The sequence below is a fragment of the Brevundimonas sp. genome (assembly GCF_046295595.1).
In the GTDB taxonomy this organism is placed as follows: Bacteria; Pseudomonadota; Alphaproteobacteria; order Caulobacterales; family Caulobacteraceae; genus Brevundimonas.
On the sequence record NZ_JBKBMX010000001.1, the window covers coordinates 1 to 26,817 of the forward strand.

Annotated in this window: 22 protein-coding genes and 1 other RNA gene; 14 read left to right on the forward strand and 9 right to left on the reverse strand. The window is 70.7% G+C overall.

The annotated features are described in order from the left end of the window. Positions 1-1,468 (reverse strand): DNA polymerase III subunit gamma/tau (locus ACK4JY_RS00005; protein WP_409601927.1); only part of this gene is annotated, 1,468 nt, incomplete at its 3' end. A 228-nt stretch (positions 1,469-1,696) separates the two neighbouring features. Further along, an RNA gene (gene ffs / locus ACK4JY_RS00010) (signal recognition particle sRNA small type) lies at positions 1,697-1,792 on the reverse strand. A 54-nt stretch (positions 1,793-1,846) separates the two neighbouring features. On the opposite strand from ffs, the gene nudC reads away from it, so the two are divergent. Both nudC and ACK4JY_RS00020 read left to right on the forward strand, forming a co-directional pair. After that, positions 1,847-2,776, forward strand: coding sequence for an NAD(+) diphosphatase (nudC, locus tag ACK4JY_RS00015; protein WP_409601929.1), 930 nt, complete (start codon positions 1,847-1,849; stop codon positions 2,774-2,776). An 85-nt stretch (positions 2,777-2,861) separates the two neighbouring features. Then, entirely contained in the window at positions 2,862-3,248 is a 387-nt protein-coding gene (locus ACK4JY_RS00020) for a four helix bundle protein (protein ID WP_409601931.1), read from the forward strand. A gap of 10 nt (positions 3,249-3,258) precedes the next feature. On the opposite strand, the gene ACK4JY_RS00025 is transcribed toward ACK4JY_RS00020, so the two are convergent. Continuing rightward, complete coding sequence (locus tag ACK4JY_RS00025; RefSeq protein WP_409601933.1) at positions 3,259-3,993, reverse strand: 3-deoxy-manno-octulosonate cytidylyltransferase; 735 nt, start codon at positions 3,991-3,993, stop codon at positions 3,259-3,261. A 148-nt stretch (positions 3,994-4,141) separates the two neighbouring features. Between ACK4JY_RS00025 and ACK4JY_RS00030 the strand changes: the two genes are divergently transcribed. Next, positions 4,142-4,891 (forward strand): c-type cytochrome, encoded by a 750-nt coding sequence (locus tag ACK4JY_RS00030; protein ID WP_409601935.1) that lies wholly within the window; start codon positions 4,142-4,144, stop codon positions 4,889-4,891. A gap of 55 nt (positions 4,892-4,946) precedes the next feature. Here ACK4JY_RS00030 and ACK4JY_RS00035 read toward each other — a convergent pair whose 3' ends face one another. The 4 genes from ACK4JY_RS00035 to ACK4JY_RS00050 all read right to left on the reverse strand — a co-directional run bounded on the left by ACK4JY_RS00035 (position 4,947) and on the right by ACK4JY_RS00050 (position 11,351). Continuing rightward, positions 4,947-6,269: an ammonium transporter gene (locus ACK4JY_RS00035; protein ID WP_409601937.1), complete on the reverse strand. Its 1,323-nt coding sequence runs from the start codon at positions 6,267-6,269 to the stop codon at positions 4,947-4,949. Positions 6,270-6,465: 196 nt separating this feature from the next. Continuing rightward, a complete protein-coding gene (locus tag ACK4JY_RS00040) occupies positions 6,466-7,485 on the reverse strand; it encodes an NAD-dependent epimerase/dehydratase family protein (protein ID WP_409601939.1) in 1,020 nt (339 codons plus the stop codon). A gap of 31 nt (positions 7,486-7,516) precedes the next feature. Then, positions 7,517-9,616, reverse strand: a complete 2,100-nt coding sequence (locus tag ACK4JY_RS00045) for a glycoside hydrolase family 97 protein (RefSeq protein ID WP_409601941.1) — start codon at positions 9,614-9,616, stop codon at positions 7,517-7,519. A 109-nt stretch (positions 9,617-9,725) separates the two neighbouring features. After that, on the reverse strand, positions 9,726-11,351 hold the full coding sequence (locus ACK4JY_RS00050) for an alpha-glucosidase (protein ID WP_409601943.1): 1,626 nt from the start codon (positions 11,349-11,351) through the stop codon (positions 9,726-9,728). 165 nt (positions 11,352-11,516) lie between these two features. On the opposite strand from ACK4JY_RS00050, the gene ACK4JY_RS00055 reads away from it, so the two are divergent. The 5 genes from ACK4JY_RS00055 (at position 11,517) to ACK4JY_RS00075 (ending at position 19,055) form a co-directional block, all read left to right on the forward strand. Then, complete coding sequence (locus ACK4JY_RS00055) at positions 11,517-13,049, forward strand: glucose/galactose MFS transporter (RefSeq protein WP_409601945.1); 1,533 nt, start codon at positions 11,517-11,519, stop codon at positions 13,047-13,049. 108 nt (positions 13,050-13,157) lie between these two features. Continuing rightward, positions 13,158-13,730: a hypothetical protein gene (locus ACK4JY_RS00060; RefSeq protein WP_409601947.1), complete on the forward strand. Its 573-nt coding sequence runs from the start codon at positions 13,158-13,160 to the stop codon at positions 13,728-13,730. Between the two features lie 350 nt (positions 13,731-14,080). Next, positions 14,081-16,123, forward strand: a complete 2,043-nt coding sequence (locus ACK4JY_RS00065) for a S8 family peptidase (protein WP_409602361.1) — start codon at positions 14,081-14,083, stop codon at positions 16,121-16,123. A 74-nt stretch (positions 16,124-16,197) separates the two neighbouring features. After that, a complete protein-coding gene (locus tag ACK4JY_RS00070; protein WP_409601949.1) occupies positions 16,198-18,369 on the forward strand; it encodes an AGE family epimerase/isomerase in 2,172 nt (723 codons plus the stop codon). A 14-nt stretch (positions 18,370-18,383) separates the two neighbouring features. Then, the gene (locus tag ACK4JY_RS00075) at positions 18,384-19,055 is read left to right on the forward strand and encodes a cytidylyltransferase domain-containing protein (RefSeq protein WP_409601951.1); all 672 of its coding nucleotides are present in this window, start codon (positions 18,384-18,386) and stop codon (positions 19,053-19,055) included. Between the two features lie 4 nt (positions 19,056-19,059). On the opposite strand, the gene ACK4JY_RS00080 is transcribed toward ACK4JY_RS00075, so the two are convergent. Both ACK4JY_RS00080 and ACK4JY_RS00085 read right to left on the reverse strand, forming a co-directional pair. After that, complete coding sequence (locus ACK4JY_RS00080; RefSeq protein WP_409601953.1) at positions 19,060-19,983, reverse strand: M48 family metallopeptidase; 924 nt, start codon at positions 19,981-19,983, stop codon at positions 19,060-19,062. A 245-nt stretch (positions 19,984-20,228) separates the two neighbouring features. Further along, positions 20,229-20,456, reverse strand: a complete 228-nt coding sequence (locus ACK4JY_RS00085) for a hypothetical protein (RefSeq protein ID WP_409601955.1) — start codon at positions 20,454-20,456, stop codon at positions 20,229-20,231. Positions 20,457-20,683: 227 nt separating this feature from the next. Here ACK4JY_RS00085 and ACK4JY_RS00090 point away from each other — a divergent pair, with 227 nt between their 5' ends. The 6 genes from ACK4JY_RS00090 to ACK4JY_RS00115 are packed head-to-tail and all read left to right on the forward strand — an operon-like array spanning position 20,684 to position 26,771. Next, on the forward strand, positions 20,684-21,694 hold the full coding sequence (locus ACK4JY_RS00090; protein ID WP_409601957.1) for an NAD-dependent 4,6-dehydratase LegB: 1,011 nt from the start codon (positions 20,684-20,686) through the stop codon (positions 21,692-21,694). Beyond that, entirely contained in the window at positions 21,691-22,857 is a 1,167-nt protein-coding gene (locus ACK4JY_RS00095) for a LegC family aminotransferase (RefSeq protein WP_409601959.1), read from the forward strand. Before ACK4JY_RS00090 ends, ACK4JY_RS00095 begins: the two co-directional genes overlap by 4 nt. Beyond that, complete coding sequence (gene neuC / locus ACK4JY_RS00100; RefSeq protein WP_409601961.1) at positions 22,854-24,014, forward strand: UDP-N-acetylglucosamine 2-epimerase; 1,161 nt, start codon at positions 22,854-22,856, stop codon at positions 24,012-24,014. Before ACK4JY_RS00095 ends, neuC begins: the two co-directional genes overlap by 4 nt. Then, positions 24,011-25,084 carry an N-acetylneuraminate synthase gene (gene neuB, locus ACK4JY_RS00105; RefSeq protein WP_409601962.1) on the forward strand — a complete coding sequence of 358 codons (1,074 nt, stop codon included), beginning with the start codon at positions 24,011-24,013 and terminating at the stop codon, positions 25,082-25,084. The genes neuC and neuB overlap by 4 nt, the downstream gene beginning before the upstream one ends. Next, a complete protein-coding gene (locus ACK4JY_RS00110) occupies positions 25,081-25,725 on the forward strand; it encodes a NeuD/PglB/VioB family sugar acetyltransferase (RefSeq protein ID WP_409601963.1) in 645 nt (214 codons plus the stop codon). Before neuB ends, ACK4JY_RS00110 begins: the two co-directional genes overlap by 4 nt. After that, on the forward strand, positions 25,722-26,771 hold the full coding sequence (locus ACK4JY_RS00115; protein WP_409601965.1) for a nucleotidyltransferase family protein: 1,050 nt from the start codon (positions 25,722-25,724) through the stop codon (positions 26,769-26,771). The genes ACK4JY_RS00110 and ACK4JY_RS00115 overlap by 4 nt, the downstream gene beginning before the upstream one ends. The last annotated feature ends 46 nt before the right edge of the window (positions 26,772-26,817 follow it).

Below are 26,817 nucleotides of genomic sequence, written 5' to 3' on the forward strand. Positions count from 1 at the left end.
GGGCGGCCAGCTGGGCGGACGCGCCGCCGCCGCCCCCGCCGCCGCCGGACGGGCCGCGCGGGGCGGAGCCGCCGGGCATGGGCTCGCCGTCGCGCAGGGCCTTGAGCGCCTCTTCCGGGCCGGGCAGGTCGGCGGCGTAGGCGAGGCGGACGATGGCCATCTCGACCGCGTCGGCCGGATTGGGGGCGCGGCGGACCTCGTCGAGCGCCTTGAGCAGCATCTGCCAGACGCGGGCGAGGGTGCCGGCCGAGATGACGGCGCCGAGGGCGGCGAGCTTCTGGGCCTGGTCGTTGGGCAGGCGGGTCGCCTGGGGGCCCAGCATCTTGGCCACCGAGGCGGCGTGGCAATGCTCAAGCAGGTCGTTGGTGATCTGCACCGGATCGGCGCCGTAGCCGTAGAGGGTGCGGAACAGCTCCAGCGCCTCGGGGGTGCGGCCGGCCATGACCGATTCGAACAGGGCGATGGTCTGGCTGCGGTCGGCGAGGCCGAGCATGTCGCGCACGACCTCGGTCTTGACCGTCTCGCTCTTGTCGCCCTGGACGAGGGCCTGATCCAGCAGGGACAGGCCGTCGCGGACCGAGCCCTCGGCGGCGCGGGCGATCAGGGCGAGGGCGTCCTGTTCGATCTTCATCCCCTCGCGGTCGGCGATGCGGGCGAGGTGGCCGACGAGGATGTCGGGCTCGACGCGGCGCAGGTCGAAACGCTGGCAGCGCGACAGGATGGTCACCGGCACCTTGCGGATCTCGGTGGTGGCGAAGATGAATTTGGCGTGCGGCGGCGGCTCTTCCAGCGTCTTCAGCAGGGCGTTGAAGGCCTGGTTCGACAGCATGTGGACTTCGTCGAGGACATAGACCTTGTAGCGCGCCTCGACGGGGGCGTAGCGGACGCTCTCGATGATGTCGCGGATGCCGTCGATGCCGGTGTGGGAGGCGGCGTCCATCTCGACCACGTCCATATGCTGGCCGGCCATGATGGCGGCGTCGTGCCGGCCGTGGGCGGTCAGCTCCAGCGACGGGCGGTCGATGACGTCGGTTTCGTTGTTGAGGGCGCGGGCCAGCAGGCGGGCGGTGGTGGTCTTGCCGACGCCGCGGACGCCGGTGAGCATGAAGGCGTGGGCGATGCGGCCGGTCGAGAAGGCGTTGGTCAGGGTGCGGACCATGGCCTCTTGGCCGATCAGGTCCTCGAAGGTGCGTGGGCGGTATTTGCGGGCCAGCACGGTGTAGGCGGCGCCGTCGGCGGCGTGGGCGGCCGGGCCGTCGTCGGCGGGCGGGGCGGGTTTGGCGGCGGGTTTGGGGACAGCCTTCGGCTCGGGGGGTGCGGCTTCCGGCGTCGAGGCGGCCTCGGCCTCGCGCATGCCGGAGGGTTCGGGCGCGCCGAACATGTCCTCGGTATTGGGGTCGCGCTCCTCGACGGCGGGCGCGTCCTCCTCCCATGGAGGGCCTTCGAGACTCGGATCGACGTCGCTCATGGGATCGTCTTAGCGCGGGGGGGCGCGCGGGCGAAGGGGTTGCGGGAAGGGAGTTGTGGGCGGTCGTCGGCCCCCTCCACCATCCTTCGGATGGTCCCCCTCCCCCAATGGGGGAGGAATGCGCTCAAGCAGCGAGGCTCCGCGAGCCGACCCTCCGGTCAAGCCGGAGGGTGACGAAACGCGCTCAAGCAGCGAGCCGCCGCGCGGCGAGCGATAGCGCACTAAAGGGGAAAGTGGAGACCGCGACCCGAAGGGGAATTCGTTGTGGCTGCTGCCTTCCGGCCCTGACCAGGTTGGCGAAGCCTTCGCCCGCGATCTCCACGCGGAGATATGACGGGTCGGGTCGCGTGAATCAAGCCTTGGGGGTAGAGGGAGGCCATGCCCCTTCCCGCCCTGAACACCTTCGCCGGCAATCCGCTCGATCGGGCGGGGGACCGGCGCAACGATCCGGACTGGCTGGCCGGGCAGGCGGCCGATCCGCAGGCGCTGGCGCTGGTGCTGTGGGAGGGGCGGCCGTTGCTGGAGGCGGCCGGCGAGCCGCGGCTGGTCTGGCTGCCGATGGCGCATGCGCGGGCGGTGGTTCCGGACCGCGAGCTGTTCCTCGGCCTGTGGAAGGGGGCGCCGGTGTTCGCGGTCGAGGTCGAGGGGTCGATCGATCCGACGGCCGGGCCGCTGCGGGGCGTGGGTGAGTTCCATGAGATGCGGGCGGCGGCGGCGCTGCTGTCGGGGGCGGACGCGGCCATGGCGGGGGCGGCGAAGTCGCTGTTCGACTGGCGCCGGCGGCATGGGTTCTGCGCCGCCTGCGGGACGATGAGCGAGGACGCCTGCGGCGGGTGGAAGCGGGTCTGCCCGGCCTGTTCGACCGAGCACTTCCCGCGCGTCGACCCGGTGACCATCATGCTGGCGGTGTATCGCGGCGGGGACGAGCCGCGCTGCCTGCTGGGGCGGCAGGCGAGCTGGCCCGAGGGGCGGATGTCGGCGCTGGCCGGGTTCCTCGAGCCGGGCGAGACCATCGAGGAGGGCTGCGCGCGCGAGGTCGAGGAGGAGGCCGGGCTGACGGTGACGGCGGTGCGCTATCACTCGAGCCAGCCGTGGCCGTTCCCGTCCCAGCTGATGATCGGCCTGGTCTGCGAGGTCGATTCCGGCGACGCCCGGCCGGACCAGACCGAGCTGGAGGCGGTGGCGTGGCTGACGCGGGCGGAGGCGGCCGAGGTGCTGGCGGGGACCCATGCAACGATCAAGGCGCCGCCGCCGGTGGCCATCGCGCGGACGCTGCTGCAGGCGTGGGTGGAGGGGTTCGAGGTCTGATGAGGGATTAGGGATTAGGGATGAGGGATTAGGGAGTGGGGATTGGGCTTACCCGCCTACCGTGCGGAACTGATTCGAGTTATGGTTGATCGTCTCGAAAGGGGAGGCGATGCCGCGGTCACATCAAGAGTTGGACGTCTGGCGCAAAGGGCTCGATCTTGCCTGTCGGGTCTACGTACTCACCCGAAAGATGCCAAAGGAAGAGATGTATCGGCTGTCCGGGCAGATCATCCGCTGCTCGGCGTCCATTCCGGCCAACCTCGCCGAGGGCAATGCTCGAGGCACGCGACGCGATTACGCGCATTTTGTCAGCATAGCTCGGGGATCAGCCGCCGAACTGGAGACATTTCTGCTGATCATCAGACACCTCCGCCTTGCCCCCGATGATGACGTTGATGATCTGTTGGCGCGGGCCGAAGAGGTCGGAAGAATGCTGACCGCACTCCGAACCAGGCTGGCGCCTAATCCCTAATCCCTGATCCCTAATCCCCAGCTCCTGCCAAGGCCCTCGCCGCCTCCAGATCCGCCGGGCTGTCCACTGACAGCGGCGCCGCGTCGATGACGGCGGCCCAGATCTGCAGGCCCATTTCGAGGGCGCGGAGCTGTTCCAACTTCTCGCGGCGCTCGAGCGGCGACGGGGGGGCGGCGCAGAAGCGTTCGAGGGCGGCGCGGCGGTAGCCGTACAGGCCGATATGCCGCCAGACGGGGCCGTCGCCGTACAGGGTCGAGCGGGTGAAATAGAGGGCGCGGCCGTGGCGCTCGCCCTCGGTCAGGGCGAGGACGGCCTTGACCACGTCGGGATTGGTCCGGTCGGCGGGGTCGGCCTCGGGCGCGACGAGGGTGGCGATGTCGCAGGCCGGCTCGCCATGCAGCAGGGCGGCGCAGGCGACGGCGAGGCCGGGGTCGGCGAACGGCATGTCGCCCTGCAGGTTGATGACGGCGTCGTAGCGGCCGTCGGGGTCGAGGGCGTCGAGGGCGGCGCGGATGCGGTCGGAGCCCGACGGCAGGTCTGGATCGGTCAGGACGGCTGCGCCGCCGGCGGCCTCGATGGCGGCGACGATCTCCAGATCGCCGGCGGCGACGGCGACGGGCAGGCCGGATTCGGTCGCCTGACGCCAGGCGCGGACGATCATCGGCTGGCCGCCGATGTCGGCGAGGGGCTTGCCGGGCAGGCGGGTGGCGGCCATCCGCGCCGGGATCAGGACGAGCGGGTTCATCGGGGCCTTCCTGCCTGCGACGCCCCGACATCCTTGCGGACGCCGCGCGCCAGTTGCGAAGGTCGCGCTAGCGTGTAAGAGACGCCCACGCAAGAATCCGCCCACCGCCCTCGCGGCCGGGCCTCAAGAACGGGATGCGACCACGCGCATGAGCGGCGACCTGAAGTGGAACAAGATCATGGGCGCCGTGCTGGCGACCGGCTTCGTCATAGTCGGGGTGCAGCAGGTCACGGCGGCCATTTATCACACTGAAGCCCCTGAAAAGATGGGCTATTTCGTCGACGCGCCGGAAGAGGCCGCCGGCGGCGCCGCCGAAGCCGAGCTGGCCCCCGACTGGGGCACCGTCCTGCCGACCGCCGATCTGGGCGCGGGCGAGGCCGCCTTCGCCCGCTGCCAGGCCTGCCACACGGTCACGGCCGGCGGCGCCAACGGCACCGGACCCAACCTTTACGCCGTGGTCGGCGGGCCGGTCATGCATGCGGCGGGCTTCGCCTATTCCGACGCCTTCACCGCGCACAAGGCCGAGGCCCCGACCTGGACCTATGACGAGCTGGACCAGTTCCTGACCGCGCCGGGTCGCCACATCCCGGGCACCAAGATGTCGTTCGCCGGCATCCGCGACACCCAGACGCGCGTCAATCTGATCGCCTGGCTGCGGGCGCAGGGTTCGACTGGCTACGCCATTCCGGCCCCGGACCCGACCCGTCAGCCGGGCGCGGCGGCCGCTCCCGCGGGTGAAGGCGCGGAAACGCCGGCTCCCGGCGCCGAGGAAGCGGCGGCCGACGCCGGCGGCGCCGCCGGCTCGGCTCCGGACACCGGAGCCGCCGCCCAGGCCACGACCCAGACGAGCCCGGCGGCCCCCTCGGCCGCGACCAGCACGCAGAACAGCCCGCGCTGAGCCAATCGATCGTTGAGACGACAGTGACGGGGGCCCGGGAACGGGCCCCCGTTTTCTATGGGTGGATGGTCTCGCCGTGCTGGGTGTAGTCGAGGCCCTCGATCTCGGCCTCCTTCTCGACCCGCAGGCCCGTGGTGAATTTGCACACCATCAGGATCAGCCAGGTGCCGACGCCGCTCCAGGCGATGACGGCGAGCAGGCCGATGGCCTGGTTGAACAGATTGGCGTTCTCGCCGGCCGGATTGATCGCGGCGGTGGCGAACACCCCGGTCAGGAGGGCCCCGACGATGCCGCCGACGCCGTGCACGCCGAAGGCGTCGAGGCTGTCGTCGTATTTGAGCGCCCGCTTCAGCCACACCGCGCCCGCATAGCAGGCGGGGCCGGCGATGATCCCGATCAGGAAGGCGCCCTTGGGATCGACGAGGCCGGCGGCGGGCGTAATGCCGACGAGGCCGGCGACAATGCCCGACAGCAGGCCCAGCAGGGTCGGACGCTTGTGGTCGATCCATTCGACGGCGGTCCAGCCGATGGCGGCGGCGGCGGCGGCGAGGATGGTGTTGAAGGCGGCCACGGCGGCGATGCCGTCGGCGGCCCAGGCCGAGCCGGCGTTGAAGCCCAGCCAGCCGACCAGCAGCAGGCCGGCGCCGATGGCCGTGAGGGTCAGGTTGTGCGGGGCCATGTTGTCGCGACCGAAGCCGTGGCGCGGGCCGAGCACGAGGGCGGCGACCAGGCCGGCGACCCCGGCGTTGACGTGGACCACGGCGCCGCCGGCGAAGTCGAGCACGCCCAGCGAGCCCATCCAGCCGCCGCCCCAGACCTGATGGCAGATCGGCACATAGACCAGCAGGTGCCAGAGGAAGAAGAACAGGACGGAGGCGGAGAATTTGATCCGTTCGGCGAAGGCGCCGGCGATCAGGGCCGGGGTGATGATGGCGAAGGTCAGCTGATAGGCGACCCACAGGAACTCGGGCAGGCCGGGGGCGAGGCTGTGCGCCGTGGACGGGGTCACGCCATTGAGGAAGGCCGCCTGCAGCCCGCCGATGAAGTCGTTGGTGGCCGGGCCGCTGGAGCCGAACGACAGGCTGTAACCGACGGCGAACCAGAGCACGGTGACGATGGCGAAGGCGGCGGTCGAATGGGCGATGGTGGCGATGACGTTCTTGCGCCGGACCATGCCGCCGTAGAACAGGGCCAGACCCGGCAGGGTCATCAGCAGGACCAGCGCCGTCGAGGTCAGGATCCAGGCCGAGGAGGCCTCGTTCAGCTCCAGCGGGGCCTGGTGGGCCAGCAGGGTCGCGGCCTCCGGCGCGGCGGCCAGAACCGGCGTCGCGGCGAGACAGGCGGCGAGGGTGAGAAGCAGGGAGAAAGGTCGAGTCATGCGCGCGCCCAAGCTCTGGAAATCAGAAGGTCCCGGCCCGAACCCGCGTTCGGCGCCGCGGATTGGGATAGGAGACTATTGCGGTGCGGCAGGCAATTCATTTCGTGTGCGGTGCAATACGATGCGGTGACGCTGCGCCATTCCGGGTGCGGGAGCTGCTCACGGCACGGCCTTGCCTCTGGTCTTCGCGCCTGCGTCAGACGCCGTAGAAGTCGCGGTACCAGTCGACGAAGCGTTTGACCCCGACCTCGATCGGCGTCGAGGGGGCGTAGCCGAGGGCAGCGCGGGTCTCGGTCACGTCGGCTTCGGTGCGGACGACGTCGCCGTCCTGCACCGGCATCAGGTTCAGCTCGGCCTTGCGGCCCAGCGCCTCTTCCAGCACGGCGATATAGCGCATCAGCTGTTCGCGGCGGCCGGCGCCGAGGTTGAGGATGCGCCACGGGGCGACGCCGCTGGTCGAGGGGTTGGGTTGCGTCGCGTCCCAGTCGGGATCGACGGCGGCGGGGCGGTCCAGCGCCCCGACCACGCCATCGACGATGTCGTCGACATAGGTGAAGTCGCGCTCCATCTCGCCGTGGCCATAGACGTCGATCGGACGGCCCTCGAGGATGGCCTTGGTGAATTTGAACAGCGCCATGTCGGGGCGGCCCCACGGTCCGTAGACGGTGAAGAAGCGCAGGCCGGTCGAGGGGAAGCTGAACAGGTGGGAATAGGAGTGCGCCATCGCCTCGTTGGCGATCTTGGTGGCGGCGTAGACGGTCAGCGGGTGGGCCACGCCCTGACGCACCGAGAAGGGCAGGGCGCCGTTGGCCCCGAAGGCCGAGCTGGTCGATGCGAAGACCAGATGTTCGGCCCGCACCGCGCGGGCGCCCTCCAGCACCGTCAGGAAGCCGACGACGTTGGAATCGACGTAGCTCTCGGGGTGTTCGAGGCTGTAGCGGACCCCGGCCTGGGCCCCGAGATGGACGATGCGGCGCGGCGCATGGTCGGCGAACAGGGCCGTCATGCCGGGTCGGTCGGCGAGGTCGAGGGTGTGGTGGACGTAGTTGGGATCGGCCTGCAGCCGCGCCAGCCGGGCGTGTTTCAGCGCCGGGTCATAATAGCTGTTCAGATTGTCGACGCCGATCACCGTCTCGCCGCGGGCGAGCAGCCGCTGCGCCGTGTGGAAGCCGATGAAGCCGGCCGAGCCGGTGACGAGGACGGGGCCGTTGCTCATGCGCTCTGGTTAGCGCCCGGCGGCGCGTCCGTCATCCGCCTTCTCCGGCGACGGGCCAGCGGCGCGCCGGTCCCAGCGGGACGAAGCGGATGGCCTGGCCGCCGCCGGGGGCGAGGCGCAGGGTCAGGACGTCGGCCGAGGTGACCTCGCGGCTGGTGATGTCGATCGCCTCGCGGTGGCTCCGGTAGTCGGCGCCGGCGGCGTCGGCGTAGATCTCGGCGCGGTAGCGGCGGCCGGGATCGAGGAAGGCGAGGGGGGCGGTCAGGACGCGCGGCTGCTCGTCGGTGATGGCGCCGAGGAACCATTCGTCCGAGTTACGGTCCTTGCGGGCGATGGTGACGTAATCCCCGACTTCGCCGTTGAGCACCCGGGTGTCGGCCCAGTCGACGGCGACGTCCTTGATGAACTGGAAGGGGCCGGGGTTCTTCTCGTAGTTCTCGAGCAGGTCGGCGGCCATCTGGATCGGGCTGTAGATCGTCACATACAGGGCCAGCTGCTTGGCCCAGGTCGTCTGCACCCCGCCGGGGACGCGGGTCTCCATGCCAAAAATGCCGGGGGTGAAGTCCATCGGCCCGGCCAGCAGGCGGGTGAAGACCAGATTGACCTCATGCTCGGGCGGATTTCCCGGCTGGCCCCAGGCGGCGTATTCCATGCCGCGCGCGCCCTCGCGGGTGATGGTGTTGGGATATGTCCGGCGCAGGCCGGTGTCCTTGACCGGTTCGTGGGCGTTGACGGCGACCTGGTAGCGGGCGGCGGTCTCGACCACGGTCTGGTGGTGGCGGACCATCGACTGGCTCTCGTGCCAGGCCAGATGCGCCTTGCCGTCCGGGCCGGTGACATGGGCCCCGCCGGCGTCGGCGACATAGCCGGTCTTGACCGTATGCCAGCCGTGCCGCTGCATCAGGCCGAAGGCGGCGTCGAGCTGCTGTTCGTAGTGGAAGGCGTTGCCGCCGGTCTCGTGGTGGCCGACGATCTCGACGCCCTTCGCCCGGGCGTGGGCGGCGACGCGTTCGATGTCGAAATCGGGATAGGCCTCGGTGAAGCTGTAGTCCCAGCCGGCGCCGAACCATTCGCCGTCCCAGCCGACATTCCAGCCCTCTACCAGCACGCCGCCGAAGCCGTGCTCGGCGGCGAAGTCGATCTGGCGCAGGGCGTAGTCGGTGGTGGCGCCGTGCTTCGGCCCGGAGTTCCAGCTGCGGGTGTCGAGGTGCATGTCCCACCAGATGCCGATGTATTTCATCGGCTTGAACCAGCTGACGTCGCCCAGTTTGTTGGGCTCGTTGAGGTTCAGGATCAGGCTGGATTCGACGAGGCCGCCGGCCTGGTCGGCGATCTGCAGCGTGCGCCACGGGGTGTGGAAGGGGGTTTGGCGGACGACGGCGGCGCTGGTCAGGCCCGGCGTCAGCATGGCGCGGAATTTGCCGCCCTCGACCCGGCGCAGGTTCATGCCGGAATAGTCGACCAGGGCCGCCTCGTGGATTGACAGGTGCAGGCCATCGTCCAGCCGCATGGTCAGCGGCGTCTGGCACACCCCGACGGCCGAGATCGGCGTGCGGTTGTAGAGATATTCCTCGCGGTTCCACTCGAAGGCCGGGATCCACCAGGCCGTGCCGGGATCGGCGACGCGGAACTCGGTCAGCTCGGCGCCGATGCTGACAGTGGTCAGATTGGGCTGTTCCGGGAACTCGCAGCGGAAGCCGAGGCCGTCGTCATAGAGGCGGAAGACCACGTCCATGCGCCGCATCAGGCCCCAGCGCTCCTGCAGCTCGACGCGCAGCTGGGTGTAGCGATTGCGGACGAAGCGGCGCTCGCCCCACGGCTGCTCCCATGTGTCGTCGTGGCGGGTGACGGTCTGGGTCAGGATGCCGAAGGCGCGCTCCAGCTTGCGGGCGTTGGTGAGCAGGAAGCCGAGGCGGGAGGGGGCGATGACCGGGCGGCCGAGGCGGCTGACCGCATAAGCGACGAAGCCGTCCTTGTCGGCGGTCAGCTCGACGGAGATGACGCCGTCGGGCGAGGCGGCGGTCGCGGCGCCGGGCTGGGGTCCGGTCGGGGCGGCGTCCTGGGCGGCGGCGGCGGCGGGCAGGGCCGAGAGGGCGGCGGTTGCCGAGATCAACGATCGGCGGTTCAGCATCGGGCCACTCCACGCAAACAGGGCCGCGCGGCGCCACGCGACGGCGAGAGGTGTGCCGCAAATCCGGCGGCCGGGCCATGGCGGGAAACCAAACGTGAGCGGCGGCGGCTCAGCCGAGAGCGAGGATCAGTCCGGCCGTGGGCGGCAGGCGGCTGCCGGGTCTCTCGCGGAGATTGACCGCCTCGAGGATCCGCCAGCCGTCCGGGGCGGTCCAGTCGAGGGCCTGTTCGACGGTGTTGAAGACGCACAGCAGCCGCTCGCCCGCCAGCTCGCGCTCGAAGCACAACAGGCCCGGGGGCGCGTCCAGCAGCCGCATCTCGCCGCGAGTCAGGGCCGGATGGGCCTTGCGCAGGGCGACCAGACGCCGGGTGAGGTGCAGCATCGAGTCCGGATCGGGCTCCTGCCGGTCGACGGCGAGGGCGAGGTGGCGCGGATCGACCGGCAGCCACGGCTCGGCGGTCGAAAAGCCGCCATGGGGCTGGTCGGCCGACCACGGCATCGGGGTGCGGGCTCCGTCGCGGCCGAGGGTCTGGGGCCAGTTGGCGATGGCCTCGGGGTCGACCAGCCGGTCGAACGGCACCTCGGCCTGGGGCAGGGCCAGTTCCTCGCCCTGGTAGATGAAGACATTGCCGCGCAGGCACATCAGCAACAGCATGGCCATGCCGGCGAAGGCGCGCGGGTCGCGCCCGCCGGCCCAGCGCGAGACCGCGCGCGGCGCGTCGTGGTTGGAGAAGGCCCATGACGGCCAGCCCTGACCGTCGCGGCCGTGCCAGGTCTCGGCCCCCTGCCGCGCCAGCTGGTCGCTGAAGGTCGGGGCGTAGAGGTAGAGGAAGCCGTAGGCGCTGTTCAGATGCTCTTCGCCGGCGGTGAAGGCCTGCATCTCGGCCTCGGGGTGGTCGCCGGCCACCTCGGCCACGCTGAAGCGGCCGCCGTAACTGTCGGTCAGGGCGCGGACGCGTTTGAGGAAGTCGACGATCTGCGGCTGCGACTGGTTGTGGATCTTGTCCTGGAAGTCGAACGGCCGGGTGCGCTTGCCGCCGGGCGGCAGGGGCGGATTGTCCCGCAGCCGCGGGTCGTGCATGGCGAAATTGATCGCGTCGAAGCGGAAGCCGTCGACGCCGCGGTCCAGCCAGAAGCGGGCGACGTCCAGCAGGGCGTCCTGCACGTCGGGCAGATGCAGGTTCAGTTGCGGCTGCTCGAGGAGGAAATTGTGCATATAGTACTGGCCGCGCCGGGCGTCCCACGTCCAGGCCGGGCCGCCGAACACCGACTGCCAGTTCGAGGGCGGCGTGCCGTCGTCCTTCGCATCGGCCCAGACGTACCAGTCGGCCTTGGCATTGGCGCGCGACTGGCGGCTTTCGTGGAACCAGGCGTGCCGGTCCGAGGTGTGGGCGAAGACCAGATCGATGATGATCTTCAGGCCGAGTGCGTGGGCCCGGGCGATCAGGGCGTCGAAGTCGTTCAGGGCGCCGAAGACCGGATCGACGGCGCGGTAGTCGGAGACGTCGTAGCCGAAATCCTTCATCGGCGAGGTGAAGAAGGGCGACAGCCAGACGGCGTCGACGCCGAGCGAGGCGATGTGGTCGAGGCGGTCGGTGACGCCCTGCAGGTCGCCGACGCCGTCGCCGTTGCTGTCGGCGAAGCTGCGCGGATAGACCTGATAGATGACCGCGCCGCGCCACCATTCGGCGGCGTCGGGCCCGGTCGGCGGAGCGTCGGAATGCTGTTCGGTCAAGCTCAATCCCCGGATTCGGGCCAGACTAGCGCGGGCGGGGCCGGCTGTGGATAGCGGCCACTTTTGGTTACGGATCGGGTAAAACGTCTGGACGCAGCCCAATGACGGTGAAACCGTTTACGCAAGCGTCGTGCGCATCGGATGCGCGACCACCCGGGGAGTGAGATGACCGACCAACAGACGCCGGCGCGCGGAGGGACCACCCTCGCCTTCGCCTATGTGACCACCCTGTTCTTCGCCTGGGGCTTCGCCACGGCGCTAATCGATCCGTTGATCGCGGCGGTGAAGGGCGTCTTCGACCTGAACTTCACCGAGGCTCTGCTGACCCAGTTCGCCTGGTTCACGGCCTATGGCGTGGTCTCCCTGCCGGCGGCGGCGGTGCTGGCGCGGCTGGGTTACGCCCGGTCGATCGTCGGGGCCCTGGCGGTGATGGTGCTCGGGGCGTTGATCGTGCCGCTGTCGACCCTCGCGGACTTCTACCCCGGGGTGCTGGTCGCCCTGTTCGTCATCGCCGCCGGCGTGACCCTGTTGCAGGTTGCGGCCAATCCGCTGGCGGCGTCGCTGGGCTCGCCCAAGGGGTCGCATTTCCGGCTGGTGTTCTCGCAGGCCTTCAACTCGCTGGGCACGGTGGTCGGGCCGCTGCTGGGCGCGACCGTCATGCTGTCGGGCGGCATCTTCGCCGTCGGCGGCGTCAGCGCCCTGGCATCGCCCACCGCCCTGCTGCTGATCCTGCTCGGCGTCGGCTTCGGCCTCGTCGCCGGCCTGCTGGTCGGCGCCCTGCGCAAGGACGTCAAGGGCTGGCTGGTCGTCGGCGCGGCGGCGGGTCTGGTCGTCGGCTGGGTGATCTTCCTGCACAACTACGTCGGCGGCATGGGCGGCTATGCGGCCTCGGCCGCCGCCTCGGCGGCGAGCGTGGCGGCGGAGGCGGCTCCGGTGGTGATGGACGAGACGGCGCGGGCCGCGACCCTGCGCAACATCGACACCATCTTCATCGGCCTGGCGGTGTTCTTCGCCCTGCTGGGTGGCTTCATCTGGACCGTGCGCGGCAAGCTGACCTCGGCGAGCGCGGCCAGCGCGGCGGCGGAAACGCCGGGTTCCCCGCTCAAGGCGCTGAACTCGCGCTGGGCCGTGTTCGGCGCGATCGCCATCTTCATCTACGTGGGCTCGGAAGTGACCATCGGCAGCCTGATGACCAATCTGCTGCATTCGGACCGCACCCTCGGCTTGCCGATCCACGATGCGGGCAGGCTGGTGGCGCTGTACTGGGCCGGCGCCCTGATGGGCCGCTTCGCCGGCAGCGCCTTCCTGACGCGGGTGCCGGCGGGCGTCCTGCTGTCGGTCTGCACCGCCTGCGCCGCCGTCCTGTGCCTGATCGTCACCCAGACCGGCGGCGTCAACGCGGCGTTCGCGGCCCTCGCCGTGGGCCTGTTCAACTCGATCATGTTCCCCGCCATCTTCACCCTGACGCTGGAGCGGTCCACGGCCGGGGCGTCGGCGACCTCCGGCCTCCTGTGCATGGCCATCATCGGCGGGGCGATCCTGCCGCTGATCGGCGGCCGGGTGGCGGACCTGAGCAATCTGAACATGGCCTTCCTGGTGCCGATGATCGGCTATGTGCTGCTGACGGTGTTCGCGGTGGCGGCCGCGCGCACCCGAGCCCGGGGCAGCGACGTGGTGGCGGCGCCGGCCTCGCACTGACCGCAACGGGCGGGCGAAACGAGGGCCGTCGGGGGAGCATCCCCGGCGGCCCTTGCGCGTTCCGGAGGGTCCGCCATCATCGGGCCGGGCGGCACGGAGACTGACGGTATGCGCGCATGGGTGCTGGGCGGCCTGCTGGCCCTGATCGCGGGCCACGCCTGGGCCGAGGTGACGGTGACCTTCTACGCCCACCCCGGCGCCCGGGTGCGGGGCGGCGATCTGCTGTTTCCCCATGCCTATGTGCATGCCGAGGGGACCGAGGAGGTCACGGGCCAGCCGGTCGACTGGTCGGCCGGCTTTACCGCGAAGAGCCCCGGTCCGCATCTGCTGTTCGCGCGCGGCGGCGGCGTGGTGACGGCCCCGGACGCCCGCTATGTCGACGAGGGAAAGCCGTTCCTGACGCTGACGGTCGATGACGCCACCTGGCATGCGCTGAAGGCCCGCGCCGAGTGGTGGAACAGCCCCGAAGGCTCGGTCTATGACCTGCGGCGGCGCAACTGCATCACCTTCATCGCCGATCTGGCGCGGATCGCCGGCCTGCGCACGGCGCCGGAGCCGTCGATGAAGCCCGGCTCCTTCCTCGAGGCGACGGCGGCGCTGAACCCGGCGGCGGCGTGGCGCGAGGCGCGTCCGATCCCGGCCGGGACCGCGCCCTCCACAGAACCCGCAGCCGCCGGATGAGGCGGTTGGCGCGGCGCGGCAGGCCCCGAGGCTTATCTCGATAAAATGATTGCCCTTTTCCTCGCCGCGGCCCTAGCCTCCGATCGGGGCGTGAGTTGGGGTGTGGATCCGTGCGGATTCGTTGGTCGGGATCGATTCCCGGATGGCTGTTGCTGGCGGCGATCGCGGCTCCGCTGACGGCGTGTGGCGGTGGCGGTGGCGGTGGCGGAGGCGGCGGGGGTGGCATCGTTTCGCCGGTTCCCCCAGCCCCGCCGCCGCCCCCGCCGCCTCCGCCACCGGCCGTTGTCACGCCCCCCAGCGCGAACTCGGACGAGTACCGGCGCAACTACGCCGTCGCGAACACGGGCGCGATCAAGGCGTGGGAGGCCGGCGCGACCGGGGCGGGCGTCCGGGTCGCGGTGATCGATTCCGGCATCGACTTCAGCCAGGCCGACCTGCAGGGCCGCATCTCGGCCGCCTCCACGGACGTCATCGCGGGCCGAAACGCGCCGCAGGGCGGCGACGATCACGGAACCCGGGTGTCGGGCGTGATCGCTTCGAACTTCAACGGGTTCGGCACGATCGGCGTCGCCTACCAGTCCACCATCGTCTCGATCCGGGCCGACATCAGCGACTGTGAGGAGCCCGAGGACGATGTCTGTTTCCAGGCCTCGGACCTGACGCGCGCGATCGACTACGCCATCGCCCAGGGCGTCCCGGTCGTCAACATGTCGCTGGGCGGCTCTGAACCCATGGGGGGCGCCTTCGAAGCGGCCCTGGCGCGCGCCATCAACGCCGGAATCGTCTTCACCATCGCGGCGGGCAACGAGGGCGGAGAGAGCCCCGAGTGGCCCGGCCGCTACGCCACCGACCCGCGCTATGCCGGAGGCATCATCGTCGTCGGCGCCCACAATTCCGTCAACGAGATCGCCGGCTTCTCCAACCGCGCCGGCGTGTCCGCGGCCAGCTATCTGAGCGCCGCCGGGGTCGGCGTGGTGGCCGGATGCGATCAGTCCTCGTGCTGGCGCGTGAATGGCACTTCCTTCTCGGCGCCGGCCGTCGCCGGCGCCCTCGCCCTGCTGTTGCAGGCCTTTCCCAACCTTTCCGGAAAGGACGCCGTGGCGATCCTTCTGACGACCGCGCGTGAGGCCGGGGACCCGGGCGTCGATCCGGTCTACGGCCGGGGGCTGCTGGACATCGCCCAGGCGTTTCAGCCCGTCGGGACGACCAGCGTCCCGATGACTTCCGGGGCCACGCTGTCCGTTACGACCCAGCAGTTTTCCTATACGGGCGCGGCCTTTGGCGACGCCCTGCGGACAGGGGCGGCGCTCACCACCGTCGGGCGCGACGCGTTCGACCGCCTGTTCCGGGTCGATCTGGGCGCGGCCTATGGCGCCGCGCCCAGAGCCGACCGCGCCCGCCTGCCTGGCGCCGACAGACGGCAGGCGACCCTCAGCCTGGCCACGCCGCTGGGTGGACGGCTGTCGCTGACCTCGGGCGTTGCGATCGATGACGAGGCTTATGATCCCGCGGCTGCCAGCCACGCCCTGACACCTTGGCTGGACGAGGGCCGGCGCGACGATGTGATGGTGGAATACTCCGCCGGAGCGGGCGCGGTCGCGGTCTGGCGAGGCCGGAACGGCGCCCGGTCCCCCTTCGAACTCGGCGCCGCAGACGGGTTCGCCACGCTCGCCCAGGTGGATCGCGCGTGGCTGGGGGCGGTGCGCCTCGGGGCGCTGACCCTGACCGCCGACGCCGGCGTCGGCGACCGGCCGATGCCGTTCGAGGCGGCCGAACAGGATGTCTCGCGCTACACTCGCTTCGCCCTGGACTGGCAGGCGGCCGACGCGGTGCGGATGACCTTCGCGGGCGGCGACCTGTCGGAGCGAATGGGTCCGCTCGGCGCCTTTGCGCCGGTCGGGTCCGGGTTCGAGATGCCGAGCGAGACGGCCTTCGCCGCGGTCTCGGGGCGGTTTCGCCTGGCGCCCAATCTGTGGCTCGACGCGGAGGCCGGCTGGGCCAGAACCGGTCTGTCGGGTCAGTTCATGGCGCTGTCGGAAGCGGCGATCAGCTCCAACTGGCGGTTCGGCCTGTCAACGGTCTGCAGCGAGCTGGGGCTCGGGTGCCGGTCCCTGACGTGGTCGATCTCCCAGCCGTTGCGGGTCGAGAGCGGCCAGTTCAGCGCTTGGCTGGCCGATGCGCCGCTGGCCTATTTCGATCCGCTGACCTTCTCTGAGAGGCGCTTCTCCGCCAGCCCGACCGGTCGCCAGATCGACCTCGCCTTGGGCAGCCTGCATCAGTTGCCGGACGGATCGCATCTGAGCCTGCGCGCCGTCGTCACGCGGGATGACCGGCATGTGCGGGACGCTGCTCCGGCCGTGGGCGTGACGGGGCAGTGGCGGACGACGTTCTAGACGCCCCGGCCGGGTGCGGCTGGCGCTGGCCGACGCCAGAGTCTAGACGAACGCTTGGACGTTTGGAGCGCGGCATGGTGGTATTTCCGGTCATCCTCTGTGGCGGCGCCGGAACGCGCCTGTGGCCGGCGTCGCGACCGAACAGCCCCAAGCAGTTTCTCGATCTGGTCGGCGACCTGTCCCTGTTCCAGGAGACGGCCCGCCGCGTCGCGCCCCTGACCGAGGGGGGTGGGCGGCTCATCATCGTCGCCGGCGAGGGCCATAGGGACGCTATCGTCCAGCAACTGGCGGCGCTCTCGCTGGAGGCCACCGTCCTGCTGGAGCCCGAGGGCCGCGACTCGGCGGCGGCCATGGCGGCGGCGGCGGTGTGGATCAGCCGGCGGTCGCCCGACGGCATCGCCCTGTTCGTGGCCTCGGATCATCATATTCCGGACTCGGAGGCCTTCCGGCGTTCGGTGATGACCGGCGCGCCCGCCGCGGCCGACGGCGAGATCGTCACTTTCGGCGTGCGGCCGACCGGCCCGTCGTCGGCCTATGGCTATATCGAGCCCGAGTCGCCGGGCCTGTCCCGGGTCCGGCGTTTTGTCGAAAAGCCCGACCGCGAACGGGCCGAGGCCTATGTCCGGGACGGCTTCCTGTGGAACAGCGGCAACTTCATGGTCCGCGCCGACGTCCTGCTGGGCGAGCTGGAGGCGTTCGCCCCTGAGGTCGCTGCGGCGGTGGCGCAGGCGGTTCCGGAGTCGGCAGACGACATCGTGCTCCTGTCCGACGCCTTCCTCCGCTCGCCGCGAATCTCGATCGACTATGCGGTCATGGAGCGGAGCGGGCGGGTCTCGGTCCTGCCCGTGGATTTCCGCTGGTCCGACCTCGGAGCATGGGATGCGGTCGCCGCCGTCGACGCCGGGCAGAAGGGCGTCTGGGTCGGCGCGCCGGGCGACACCTGTCTGGTCCGGGCGGCGGAAGGCATGGTGGTGGCGACGGCGGGCGTCAGGGATCTGGCGATCATCGTCGAATCCGACGCCGTGCTGGTCTGCAGCCTCGACCGGGCGCAGGAGGTCAAGGCGCTTGTGGACCGCATACGCCAGACCTCCCCCGCCCATGCCGAGGGGCGGACGGCGGCGACGCTGGAACAGCAGGCGCAGGCGTTAGATCGCTGGATGCGGCTCGAGGCCCTGCCGTTGTGGGCCACGCTCGGCGTCGACGAGGACGGCGGCTTCCACGAGACCCTCGACCAAGGCGGGGCGAGCGCCAGCCCGTTCCGCCGGGCCCGGGTCCAGGCGCGGCAGGCCTGGGCCTTCAGCGTCGCCGGCCGGGCGGGGTGGACGGGCCCTTGGAGCCGTCTGGTCAGCGAGGGGCTGGACCGGTTCGAGGCCACCCACCGGCGGCCGGACGGCCTGTACCGCACCCTGGTGTCCAACACGGGCGAAGTGATCGACGACACCGCCCTGCTGTACGACCAAGCCTTCGCCCTGCTGGCCTTCGCCGGGGCGGTCGAGGCCGGGGTCGAGCCGGAGCGGCTGACGGCGCGGGCCCATGCGCTGCGCGAGGCCCTCGCCGCTTATGCCCACCCGGCCGGGGGCTGGCGCGAGGCCGGGGCGGATCCGTATCAGGCCAATGCCCACATGCATCTGCTGGAGGCCTGTCTCGCCTGGGAGGCGCTGGAGCCCGCGGGCGCGTGGACGGCGATGGCCGACGAGATCGTCGGTCTGGCGCAGCGCTTCTTCATCGAGCCGCAGGGGGGCGCCCTGCGGGAGTTCTTCGAGGCGGACTGGAGCCCGGCCGGTGACCCGCCGGGCGGCCCGATCGAGCCCGGTCACCAGTTCGAATGGGCCTGGCTGCTGACTCGCTGGGGCCGGGCGCGACGCGATGACCGGGCCGACGGGGCGGCGGTCCGGCTTTATGAAGCGGGGATGCGGGGGGTCGACGCCGCAAGGGGCGTGGCGGTCGACCAGATGGGCGGGGGTCTGGAGGTTCGCGTCTCCCGGGCCCGGCTCTGGCCGCAGACCGAACGGTTGAAGGCCGCGCTGATCCTGGCGCGAGGTGGGCACGACGGACGGGCGGCGGAGGCGCTGACAAGCTTGCGCCGGTATCTGCAGCCCGGCGGTCTGTGGCGCGACAAGCAGGAGGCCGATGGACGCTTCGTCGAGGAACCGGCGCCGGCGAGCTCGCTCTATCATATCACCTCCGCCTGGAGTCAGCTGCGCGAGACCCTCTCCCTGGGGTCGGGTGGTGGAGCGCCCCCGTGATCGCAGGACGGTCAGTGCTGGCGGTCATCACCGCCCGGGGCGGTTCACGGGGGCTGCCGCGCAAGAACGTGCTGCCGTTCCGGGGGAGGCCGCTGATCGGATGGACCATAGCGGCGGCGCAGGCCTCGGGTCGGATCGATCGGTTGGTCCTGTCCTCCGACGACCCGGAAATCATCGCGGTGGCTGAAGGCCTCGGTTGCGAGGCGCCCTTTCGGCGAACACCGGCGCTGTCCGGCGGCGCCGCGACCTCGATCGATGTGGTGCTCGACGCGCTGGACCGGGTCCCCGGATACGACGTGGTGGTCCTGCTGCAGCCGACTTCGCCCCTGCGCACGGCCGCGGATATCGACGGAACGCTCGATCGCATGGCGGCCGCGGGGGCGCCTGGCTGCGTGTCCGTACGGGAAGCGCAAAGTCATCCGTGGCTCGTGTTCGGCCAAGACGGGGAGGGGCGACTGAACCCGTTCGCGCCGCCGCCCGGCGGGGCGAGCTCGAGGCGACAGGACCTGCCGCCGGCCTTCGTGCTGAACGGGGCGGTCTATGCCGCCGAGGTGGCATGGCTGCGGCGCGAAAGGGTCTTCGTCAGACCGGGCGAGACCGTGGCGTGGGAGATGCCGGCGGATCGGTCAGCCGATATCGACACGCTGGAAGACTTTCAGGCGGCCGAGCGATTGGCGGAGGGCTGACCGCTCAGGGCCGGAGTTCGCCGCCGGACCGGCGTTTCGCCTCGATCTCCCGCTCGACCGCTTCCAGCGCCTGGGCCCGCGACCCCGCCGAAGCGTGGCCGATCTGCGGGAAGCGGACCCGCCAGTTGGACTCGCCGAATCGGCGCCAGAATGGGGCGGCGACCGTCGGATCGTAGCCGGCGCGGGCGAGGAGGTAGAGGCCGGCGCGATCGGCCTGCTGTTCAGCTCCGCCGCCGCCGCTTTCGGCCTTCCATGCGCCGTCGTTGGCGCGCCGCGCCGCACCGCCCGCTTCGTTCCACGGGCGGTGACCAAGGACATGGTGGGCCAGCTCGTGACCGAGGATCAACGCCAGCTCGTCGTCGGTCCGGGCGAATTCGGCCAGGGCCGTGCTGATGAAGAGGCGCCGCCCGTCGGCGCGGGCGTTCAACTCGTCGGAGGGGTCGAGCTGGACGTCGTAGCCGCAGGCGCGTTCAGGGGTCAACGCGATGTGGATGCGGTCGTCTCCGCGCTGGACCATGAAGGTCGTTCGCCCGCTCGCCAAGGCGGTGTCGATGACCCGCAGATTCCGCTCCAGCCCGGTCCATGAGGGGGCGGATTCGCCATCGCCCGGATTGAGTTCGGCGCCGGCCGCCTCGACGATCAGATCGCCAGGCGCGAATCCGGCCGCAGCGGCGGGAGAGTCCGGCGGGACGGCGAGCACGCCCGGAAGGTCGCCGATGAGGCCGAACCGGCTTTCGGCGTGAGGCCGCAGGTCGAGGCTGTATTGTCTCGCCGAATGCAGGGCCCAGCCCGCCGACGTCCGGACCACGGGGCAAAGGTCGGCATTGGCTGTCGACAGGCGCCACGCGACCCGGGCGACGCGCTGGTCCAGATCCGTGAGCGCCGTGAGCCGTCCGGCCGCTGCGTCCAGCTCGGCCGTGGACAGCACGGGACGTGTCGACGACGCGCTGCCGCATCCGCTGAGGGCCGCGATACAGACGAGGGCCAGGGCCAAGGATGGTTGACGGTGCGGCTTCATAGCCGACGTTTATCGGTGGGGAAGGCGTGAGCCAAGCGCCGGCTTCCGCCCGTCTGTCACGCGCCAGACATCAAAAAGGCCACCCGGCGAGCCGGATGGCCTTCAAGATTATAGCTGACGATGGCCGGCAAGCCGGACGTCGTCTGAAATCTGTCTTAGTCGCTTTCGCTGTCGTCTTCCGACACCACCACGACGGCGGCGACGAGAACGGCGGCGCCGATCAGCAGGACCGGAAGCGGCACGCCGGCGAATTCCGAAGATTCACCAGCAGCAGCGCCGACGCGGTCGCCAACGCGAGTCACGGCGGAGTTCGAACCGGCAGCGGCCGCTTGGCCGGCAACCAGGAGCAGGCCAGCCGTAACGGCGGCGATGGTCTTACGCATGTAGATCCCCTTGATTAACGTTGTGCCGAAAGCGCAAACGCCCCAGTCACGGGCTTCATACAATCGGAGTGGGCGGATATGCAAGTCAAAATTCGCGATGTGAGCGGTTCCCCGCCGCCCGACTGCCCTTGTCGCGACAGTAAACGAAATCTACCGACAATTCTGCCACGGTCGCTGCCGCGGTCGTCGGTCCGGTGGCCGGCTGCGTCGGAACAGCAGGAAAATCAATGAATCTGGCCGGTCGACGCATTCTGGTTACGGGCGCCGATGGATTCATCGGCTCGCATCTGACCGAGCGGCTAGTGCGTCGAGGCTGCGAGGTCCGGGCCTTCGTCCAGTACAACAGCTTGGGATCCTGGGGCTGGCTGGACGACAGCCCTGTCGACGTTCGTCGCAACCTTGACGTGTTCGCGGGCGATATTCGCGACCCCCACGGGGTGCGCACGGCCATGACCGGATGCGACGTGGTGCTGCATCTCGCCGCCCTGATCGCCATCCCCTACAGCTATCACTCGCCCCAGACCTATGTTGAGACCAATGTCCTCGGCACGCTGAACATCGTCCAGGCGGCGCGCGATCTGGGCGTCGAGCGGGTGGTCCACACCTCGACCAGCGAGGTCTATGGCACCGCCCGGTTCGTGCCGATCACCGAAGCCCATCCGCTGCAGGGCCAGTCGCCCTATTCGGCCAGCAAGATCGGCGCGGACCAGATCGCCCTGAGCTTCCACGCGGCCTTCGGCACGCCGGTGACGGTGATCCGGCCGTTCAACACCTATGGGCCGCGGCAATCCGCGCGGGCGGTGATCCCGACGGTCATTACCCAGGTCGCGGCGGGCGCGGGCGAGATCAAGCTCGGCGCCGTGCATCCGACGCGCGACTTCACCTACGTTTCCGACACCGCGCGCGGCTTCGAGGCCGTGGCGGAATGCGACGCGGCCGTGGGCCAGACGGTCAACGTCGGCAGCGGCTTCGAGGTCTCCATCGGCGACACCGCGCGCCGGATCATCGCCCTGATGGGCCGCGACGTGGCCATCGTCACCGACGACCAGCGCCTGCGCCCCGAGGCCAGCGAGGTCGAGCGGCTGTGGGCCGACAGCAGCCTGATGCAGTCCCTGACCGGCTGGTCGCCCGACTACGGCGGCGGCGAGGGCTTTGATCGCGGGCTGCGGGACACCATCGACTGGTTCAGCGACCCGGCCAATCTGGCCCGCTACAAGGCGGATCGGTACGTGCTGTGAGCCTGCCCGAGAGCGTCCTCGCGGCGGTGCGCGCCGCCCTGCCGGCGTCGGACGGCGGCGTCGCCCTGCATGAGCCCGAGTTCCGGGGGCAGGAGTGGACCTATCTGAAGGACTGCCTTGACACCGGCTGGGTCTCGTCCGTCGGCGCCTATGTGGACCGCATCGAGCGCGACCTCGAAGCCATCACCGGCGTCGCCCACGCGGTTGCGACCTCGAACGGCACGGCGGCGCTGGACATCTGCCTGCGCCTCGCCGGGGTGCGGGCGGGGGACGAGGTGCTGGTCCCGACCCTGACCTTCGTCGCCACGGCCAACGCCGTGGCCTATCAGGGCGCGACGCCGCATTTCGTCGACTCCGAGGCGGAGACCCTCGGGGTCGATGCGGTCCGGCTGGAGGCGTACCTCGGGGAGACCGCGCGGATCGAGGGCGACGTCTGCGTCAACACCCGCACCGGAGCGCCGATCCGGGCGCTGATGGTGATGCACGTCTTCGGCCATCCCTGCGAGCTGGACGGTCTGGCCGAGGTCGCGGCGCGCTGGAAGCTGGCGCTGGTCGAGGACGCCGCCGAGGGCCTCGGCTCGAGCTGGAACGGCCGGCATGTCGGTAATGTCGGTCTCGTCTCGGCCCTCAGTTTCAACGGCAACAAGATCGTCACCACCGGCGGCGGCGGCGCCATACTGACCAACGACCCCGACCTCGCCCGCCGCGCCAAGCACCTGTCCACGACGGCGCGCGTCCCGCACAAATGGTCGTTCGTGCATGATGAGGTCGGCTGGAATTACCGGATGCCCAACCTCAACGCCGCCCTCGGCTGCGCCCAGCTGGAGCGTCTGCCTGATATGCTGGCGCGCAAGGCGGCGCTGGCCCGGCGCTATGCCGGGGCGTTCCGCGACGTGGAGGGCGTGCGTCTGATGGCCGCCCGGCCCGGGGCCGAGGTCAACCACTGGCTCAACGCCCTGATCCTCGACCGGCCTGACATGGCCATGCGCGACGCCCTGCTGGAGACGCTGAACAACGCCGGCATCATGGCCCGGCCGCTGTGGACGTTGATGCACCGGCTGCCGATGTACGCCGCCTGTCCCCGCGACGCCCTGCCGGTGGCCGAGGCGCTGGAGGCCAGCGTCGTCAACATTCCGAGCAGCGCCCGGCTGGCTGACGCATGAGCGGGCCCCGCCGGATCTGCGTCGTCACTGGCGGCCGGGCCGACTACGGCCTGCTGCAGTGGGTGATGCACGACATCCGCGCGGCCGAAGGTCTGGAGCTGCAACTGATCGCCACCGGCTCGCACCTAGAGCCCGCGTTCGGCATGACGGCCGACCAGATCGAGGCCGACGGCTTCCGCATCGACGCCCGCGCGCCGCTGGGTCTTCAGGCGGACGGTCCGGGTGATACGGTGCGGGCCATGGCGCGCGGCCTGACCGGGTTTTCGGAGGCGCTGGAGACGCTGCGGCCCGACATCATGCTGGTGCTGGGTGATCGCTACGAGATCTTCGCGGCGGCGCAGGCCGCCCTGATCCATGGCGTGCCGATCGCCCACATCGCCGGCGGCGACACGACGGAGGGGGCCTTCGACGAAAGCATCCGCCACGCCCTGACCCAGATGGCGCACATCCATCTGACCACCCACGAGACCTCCGCCCGGCGCGTCCGCCAGATGGGGGCCGCGCCCGACCGGGTCCATGTCGTCGGCAGCCCCGGGCTGGACCAGCTACGGCGTCGGCCCCTGGTGGACCGGGTGGCGCTGGAGGCCGCGCTCGGCGCGCCGCTGGGTCCGCGGAACATCCTCGTGACCTTCCATCCCGTGACCCTGACCGCCGACCGCGGGCAGGCGGAGTTCGCGGCCCTGCTGGCGGCGCTGGACGCCCTGCCGGCCGATGTCGTGAAATGGATCACCCGCCCGAACGCGGATCCGGGCCACCGCGCGATAGAGGAGGCGCTCGACGCCTGGGCCCGTGACCGGCCCGACGTGCGGGTCTTCGCTTCCCTCGGCCAATTGCGCTACCTGTCGCTGATGGCCCAGGTCGATGCGGTGGTCGGCAACTCTTCCAGCGGACTGTATGAGGCGCCGTCCTTCGGCGTGCCGACGGTCGACATCGGCGACCGCCAGAAGGGCCGGCTGGCCGCCGCCTCGGTGATCCGCTGCGCGCCCGACGCCGAAGCCATCGCCGCCGCCGTGCGGGAGGCGTTCGCTCTTGACTGCGCCGGTGTCGTCAATCCCTATGGCGACGGCTTCAGCGCCGGACGCATCGTCGGGATCCTGCGCGACGCCCCGCCGCGCGAGGTCTTGCTGGCAAAGGCCTTCCACGAGGTCGGCGCATGACCGGCGTCTTCGTCATCGCGGAGGCGGGGGTCAATCACGACGGCTCGCTGGACGACGCCCGCCGGATGATCGACGTCGCCGCTGAAGCGGGCGCAGATGCGGTGAAATTTCAGACCTTCCAGGCCGAACAGCTGGTCACGCGCCGCGCCGGCAAGGCGGCCTACCAGACCCGCAACACCGGCGAGGACGGCGGCCAGCTGGCCATGCTCAAGGCGCTGGAGCTGGCGCACGCGGACCACAGGGGCCTGGCCGACCACGCCGCCGCGCGCGGCGTCCGGTTCATGTCGACGGCCTTCGATCTGGACAGCCTCGCCTTCCTCGCCGCGCTCGACATGCCGGCGATCAAGATTCCCTCCGGCGACCTGACCTGGGGCGCCATGCTGCTGGCGGCGGCCCGGCTGGACCAGCCGCTGATCGTCTCGACCGGCATGGCCGACCTCGACGAGATCCGCGACGCCCTGTCGGTGATCGCCTTCGGCCTGACGCGGACGGACACGCCGACGGGCCGGGCCGATCTGGCCGAGGCCTTCGCCAGCCCGGCCGGTCAGGCGCGTCTGCGCGAGCGCGTCACCCTGCTGCACTGCACGACGGAATATCCCGCCCCGCTGACGGCGGTGAACCTGCGCGCCATCGATGTGATGGCCGAAACCTTCGGCCTGGCGGTCGGCTATTCTGACCATACGCTCGGGACCAGCGTGGCCATCGCCGCCGTCGCCCGCGGCGCGACGGTGATCGAAAAGCATTTCACCCTCGACCGGACCCGGCCCGGTCCGGATCACGCCGCCTCGCTGGAGCCCGCCGAACTGGCGGCGATGATCGCCGCCATCCGTGACGTCGAGATCGCCCTGGGCCGTCCGGTCAAGGCGCCGGCGCCCGAGGAGCTGGCCAACCGCGCCATCGCCCGGCGCAGCCTCGTGGCCGCCCGCCCGATCGCCGCGGGCGAACCGCTGGGCCTCGACAATCTGACCGCCAAACGGCCCGCCGACGGCGTCTCGCCGATGGAGGTCTGGTCGATGCTCGGTCGCCCGGCCGCGCGCGCCTTCGCCGCCGACGAGGCGGTCGAGGCATGAGCGGACGCCCTGTCATCGTGGTCGGCGCCGGGGGTCATGGCGCGGTCGTGGCCGACGCCCTGCTGGCCGAGGGGCGCGCCGTTCTGGGCTTCGTCGATCCGGATTCCGACGCCGCGAGCGGCCTGCCCGGCCTTGACCTGCTGGGCTCCGACGACAGCCTTGACCCGCAAGCCGGCTATGACCTCGCCAACGGAATCGGCGGGACCGGGACGGGCGGGGGACCCGATCTGAGGCGGCGCGTTCAGGAAAGGCTGGAGGCGCTGGGCTTCCGCTTCACGGGCGTGCGCCATCCCTCGGCCGTGGTTGCCTCGCATGTCGCCGTGGCCGACGACGTCCAGCTCCTGGCCCGCAGCGTGATCCAGACCGGCGCCTGGATCGGGACCGGGGCGATCATCAACACCGGCGTCATCATCGAGCACGGCTGCCGGATCGGCCCCTTCGCCCATTGCGCCAGCGGCGCCATCCTGTGCGGCGACGTCGAGATCGGCGAGGGCTCGCACATCGGCGCGGGCGCGGTGATCAGGCAGGGCGTCCGGCTGGAGGCGGGGGTGGTGGTCGGCGCGGGCGCGGTCGTGCTCGACGCCGGTTCCGGCGCGGGCATGCTGATCGGCGTACCGGCCAGACGCAGGGGACAAGCATGAAGGCGTGGGACAGGGCCCTGATCGGGCCGGAGGCGACCTATCGGGATGCCCTGGTGTCGATCGACACGACCGGCGCCGGCATGGCGCTGATCGTCGACGGGGAGCGGCGCCTGCTGGGCGTGCTGTCCGACGGCGACCTGCGCCGGGCGCTGATCCGCGGCGCCGGGCTGGAGGACACCGCCCTGACCGGGGCCAATCGTGAGCCGTTCTGCATCGACCAGCATCAGGACCGCGCGGCCACCCTGACCATGCTGCGGGCGCACGGCCTGCGCCAGCTGCCGGTGCTGGACGCGGGACGACGGGTGGTCGGCCTGACCACGGTTTCGGACTTCCTCAACATCCCGATCCGCAGCAGCCCGGTGGTGATCATGGCCGGGGGCAAGGGCGAGCGGCTGGCGGAACTGACCCGCGACACGCCCAAGCCGATGCTGAAGGTCGGCCCGCGGCCGATCCTCGACACCATCGTCGGCAATCTGGCCGGGCAGGGGTTCCGGAACTTCTGGCTGGCGGTGAACTACAAGGCCGACCAGATCGAGCGGCATTTCGGCGACGGCTCGGCGCTTGGCCTCGACATCCGCTACCTGCGCGAGGAGAAGCCGCTGGGCACCTGCGGCGCCCTGGCCCTGCTGCCGTCGCAGGCGGAGCCGGTGGTGGTGACCAATGGCGATATTCTCGCCAAGGTCGACTACGGCCATGTGCTGGACTCGCATGTCGAGGCGGAGGCCGACGCGACCGTCGTGGTGCGCGAGTATGAGATGCAGGTGCCGTTTGGCGTGGTCAACGCCGCCGAGGGCCGCATCCTGCGCATCGACGAAAAGCCGACGCAGACCTTCACCATCAGCGCCGGCGCCTATGTGCTGTCGCCCGGTGCGCTGGCGCGGGTGCCGACCGACGCCTATTGCGACATGCCGACGCTGATCGCCGACCTGATCGCCGCCGGGCGACCGGTGCGGCAACAGCGCGCCGAGGGGTACTGGATGGACATCGGCCGCCCGCCCGATTATGCGCAGGCCAATGCGGATTTTGGAGCGGTGTTCGAGGGTTAGGGGAGGCGCACTCGCCCTTTTGCGGACGCAGCTCATGGCTAACAGT

Excerpts from the sequence above, each read along its gene's own strand:
- nudC (WP_409601929.1), top strand. The coding sequence starts at position 1,847 with ATGCCCCTTCCCGCCCTGAACACCTTCGCCGGCAATCCGCTCGATCGG.
- ACK4JY_RS00025 (WP_409601933.1), bottom strand. The coding sequence starts at position 3,993 with ATGAACCCGCTCGTCCTGATCCCGGCGCGGATGGCCGCCACCCGCCTG.
- ACK4JY_RS00030 (WP_409601935.1), top strand. The coding sequence starts at position 4,142 with ATGAGCGGCGACCTGAAGTGGAACAAGATCATGGGCGCCGTGCTGGCG.
- ACK4JY_RS00035 (WP_409601937.1), bottom strand. The coding sequence starts at position 6,269 with ATGACTCGACCTTTCTCCCTGCTTCTCACCCTCGCCGCCTGTCTCGCC.
- ACK4JY_RS00040 (WP_409601939.1), bottom strand. The coding sequence starts at position 7,485 with ATGAGCAACGGCCCCGTCCTCGTCACCGGCTCGGCCGGCTTCATCGGC.
- ACK4JY_RS00045 (WP_409601941.1), bottom strand. The coding sequence starts at position 9,616 with ATGCTGAACCGCCGATCGTTGATCTCGGCAACCGCCGCCCTCTCGGCC.
- ACK4JY_RS00055 (WP_409601945.1), top strand. The coding sequence starts at position 11,517 with ATGACCGACCAACAGACGCCGGCGCGCGGAGGGACCACCCTCGCCTTC.
- ACK4JY_RS00060 (WP_409601947.1), top strand. The coding sequence starts at position 13,158 with ATGCGCGCATGGGTGCTGGGCGGCCTGCTGGCCCTGATCGCGGGCCAC.
- ACK4JY_RS00070 (WP_409601949.1), top strand. The coding sequence starts at position 16,198 with ATGGTGGTATTTCCGGTCATCCTCTGTGGCGGCGCCGGAACGCGCCTG.
- ACK4JY_RS00085 (WP_409601955.1), bottom strand. The coding sequence starts at position 20,456 with ATGCGTAAGACCATCGCCGCCGTTACGGCTGGCCTGCTCCTGGTTGCC.
- ACK4JY_RS00090 (WP_409601957.1), top strand. The coding sequence starts at position 20,684 with ATGAATCTGGCCGGTCGACGCATTCTGGTTACGGGCGCCGATGGATTC.
- neuC (WP_409601961.1), top strand. The coding sequence starts at position 22,854 with ATGAGCGGGCCCCGCCGGATCTGCGTCGTCACTGGCGGCCGGGCCGAC.
- neuB (WP_409601962.1), top strand. The coding sequence starts at position 24,011 with ATGACCGGCGTCTTCGTCATCGCGGAGGCGGGGGTCAATCACGACGGC.
- ACK4JY_RS00110 (WP_409601963.1), top strand. The coding sequence starts at position 25,081 with ATGAGCGGACGCCCTGTCATCGTGGTCGGCGCCGGGGGTCATGGCGCG.
- ACK4JY_RS00115 (WP_409601965.1), top strand. The coding sequence starts at position 25,722 with ATGAAGGCGTGGGACAGGGCCCTGATCGGGCCGGAGGCGACCTATCGG.